This is a genomic window from Aeromonas schubertii (genome assembly GCF_000820105.1).
Lineage (GTDB): Bacteria > Pseudomonadota > Gammaproteobacteria > Enterobacterales > Aeromonadaceae > Aeromonas > Aeromonas schubertii.
Genome location: NZ_CDDB01000023.1, coordinates 1 through 3,157, shown reverse-complemented (window position 1 = coordinate 3,157; position 3,157 = coordinate 1). Strand labels below are relative to the sequence as shown.

The following is a 3,157-nucleotide window of genomic DNA, read 5'->3' as shown; positions in this document are numbered from 1 at the left end:
GCGTCGGAAACGACACTTCTTGGGGTTGTATGGTTAAGTGACTAAGCGTACACGGTGGATGCCTTGGCAGTCAGAGGCGATGAAGGACGTACTAACCTGCGATAAGCCGTGATGAGTCGGTAAGAGACGCTATCAATCACGGATTTCCGAATGGGGAAACCCACCCGAGATAACTCGGGTATCTGTTACTGAATACATAGGTAACAGAGGCGAACCGGGAGAACTGAAACATCTAAGTACCCCGAGGAAAAGAAATCAACCGAGATTCCCTCAGTAGCGGCGAGCGAACGGGGATTAGCCCTTAAGCAGCGGGGGCGCTAGTGGAATGGTCTGGAAAGGCCGGCGATACAGGGTGATAGCCCCGTACACGAAAGCAAACCCGAGGTGAAATCGAGTAGGGCGGGACACGTGATATCCTGTCTGAACATGGGGGGACCATCCTCCAAGGCTAAATACTCCTGACTGACCGATAGTGAACCAGTACCGTGAGGGAAAGGCGAAAAGAACCCCTGTGAGGGGAGTGAAATAGAACCTGAAACCGTGTACGTACAAGCAGTGGGAGCCCTTCGGGGTGACTGCGTACCTTTTGTATAATGGGTCAGCGACTTACATTCTGTAGCGAGGTTAACCGTATAGGGGAGCCGTAGGGAAACCGAGTCTTAACTGGGCGACTAGTTGCAGGGTGTAGACCCGAAACCGGGTGATCTAGCCATGGGCAGGTTGAAGGTTGAGTAACATCAACTGGAGGACCGAACCCACTAACGTTGCAAAGTTAGGGGATGACCTGTGGCTGGGGGTGAAAGGCCAATCAAACTCGGAGATAGCTGGTTCTCCCCGAAAGCTATTTAGGTAGCGCCTCGGACGAATACTACTGGGGGTAGAGCACTGTTAAGGCTAGGGGGTCATCCCGACTTACCAACCCTTTGCAAACTCCGAATACCAGTAAGTACTATCCGGGAGACACACGGCGGGTGCTAACGTCCGTCGTGAAGAGGGAAACAACCCAGACCGCCGGCTAAGGTCCCAAAGTTCTGGTTAAGTGGGAAACGATGTGGGAAGGCTCAGACAGCTAGGATGTTGGCTTAGAAGCAGCCATCATTTAAAGAAAGCGTAATAGCTCACTAGTCGAGTCGGCCTGCGCGGAAGATGTAACGGGGCTCAAACCAGGCACCGAAGCCGCGGATTTGCACTATGTGCAAGTGGTAGGGGAGCGTTCTGTAAGTCTGCGAAGGTGTATCGAGAGGTATGCTGGAGATATCAGAAGTGCGAATGCTGACGTAAGTAACGATAAAGGGGGTGAAAAGCCTCCTCGCCGGAAGACCAAGGGTTCCTGTCCAACGTTAATCGGGGCAGGGTGAGTCGACCCCTAAGGCGAGGCCGAAAGGCGTAGTCGATGGGAAGCAGGTTAATATTCCTGCACGACTTGTAATTGCGATGGGGGGACGGAGAAGGCTAGGTGGGCCAGGCGACGGTTGTCCTGGTGAAAGGGTGTAGGCGGTATCTCTAGGCAAATCCGGAGATGCAACGCTGAGACCTGAGACGAAGCCACTACGGTGGTGAAGCCATTGATGCCCTGCTTCCAGGAAAAGCCTCTAAGCTTCAGATTACAAGTCATCGTACCCCAAACCGACACAGGTGGTCGGGTAGAGAATACCAAGGCGCTTGAGAGAACTCGGGTGAAGGAACTAGGCAAAATAGTACCGTAACTTCGGGAGAAGGTACGCTCTTGATGGTGAAGTGACTTGCTCACGGAGCTGTCGGGAGTCGCAGTGACCAGATGGCTGGGACTGTTTATCAAAAACACAGCACTCTGCAAACACGAAAGTGGACGTATAGGGTGTGACACCTGCCCGGTGCCGGAAGGTTAATTGATGGGGTTAGCGCAAGCGAAGCTCTTGATCGAAGCCCCGGTAAACGGCGGCCGTAACTATAACGGTCCTAAGGTAGCGAAATTCCTTGTCGGGTAAGTTCCGACCTGCACGAATGGTGTAACCATGGCCATGCTGTCTCCACCCGAGACTCAGTGAAATCGAAATCGCCGTGAAGATGCGGTGTACCCGCGGCTAGACGGAAAGACCCCGTGAACCTTTACTACAGCTTGGCACTGAACATTGAACCTACATGTGTAGGATAGGTGGGAGGCTTTGAAGCGATGACGCCAGTTGTCGTGGAGCCGTCCTTGAAATACCACCCTTGTATGTTTGATGTTCTAACGTAGGCCCCTGAATCGGGGTTGCGGACAGTGCCTGGTGGGTAGTTTGACTGGGGCGGTCTCCTCCCAAAGAGTAACGGAGGAGCACGAAGGTTGGCTAATCCTGGTCGGACATCAGGAGGTTAGTGCAATGGCATAAGCCAGCTTAACTGCGAGACGGACAGGTCGAGCAGGTGCGAAAGCAGGTCATAGTGATCCGGTGGTTCTGTATGGAAGGGCCATCGCTCAACGGATAAAAGGTACTCCGGGGATAACAGGCTGATACCGCCCAAGAGTTCATATCGACGGCGGTGTTTGGCACCTCGATGTCGGCTCATCACATCCTGGGGCTGAAGTTGGTCCCAAGGGTATGGCTGTTCGCCATTTAAAGTGGTACGCGAGCTGGGTTCAGAACGTCGTGAGACAGTTCGGTCCCTATCTGCCGTGGGCGTTGGATGATTGAAGGGAGTTGCTCCTAGTACGAGAGGACCGGAGTGAACGAACCTCTGGTGTTCGGGTTGTCACGCCAGTGGCACTGCCCGGTAGCTAAGTTCGGAATCGATAACCGCTGAAAGCATCTAAGCGGGAAGCGAGCCCTGAGATGAGTCATCCCTGACCCCTTGAGGGTCCTGTAGGGCCGTTGGAGACCACAACGTTGATAGGCGGGGTGTGTAAGTGCAGCGATGCATTGAGCTAACCCGTACTAATTACCCGTGAGGCTTAACCATACAACACCCAAGAAGTGTTTAAGCGCTTGTAACAAGAGACTACGAATATCGAGCTGACGACAAGGTCGTTACTCACATCAGCTTTTCGGATGACGATTTTGCCTGGCGGCCATAGCGCGGTGGAACCACCTGTTTCCATGCCGAACACAGAAGTGAAACGCCGTAGCGCCGATGGTAGTGTGGCAGATGCCATGCGAGAGTAGGACACTGCCAGGCACCCAATTCAGAGATGACGCGA

Annotated in this window: 2 rRNA genes; both read left to right on the top strand. The window is 53.6% G+C overall.

What is annotated here, in order from left to right:
• The first annotated feature begins 31 nt into the window (after positions 1 to 31).
• Positions 32 to 2,919, top strand: a 23S ribosomal RNA gene (locus tag BN1133_RS04625).
• A 101-nt stretch (positions 2,920 to 3,020) separates the two neighbouring features.
• Positions 3,021 to 3,135: ribosomal RNA gene (rrf, locus tag BN1133_RS04620) — 5S ribosomal RNA — on the top strand.
• Positions 3,136 to 3,157: the final 22 nt, after the last annotated feature.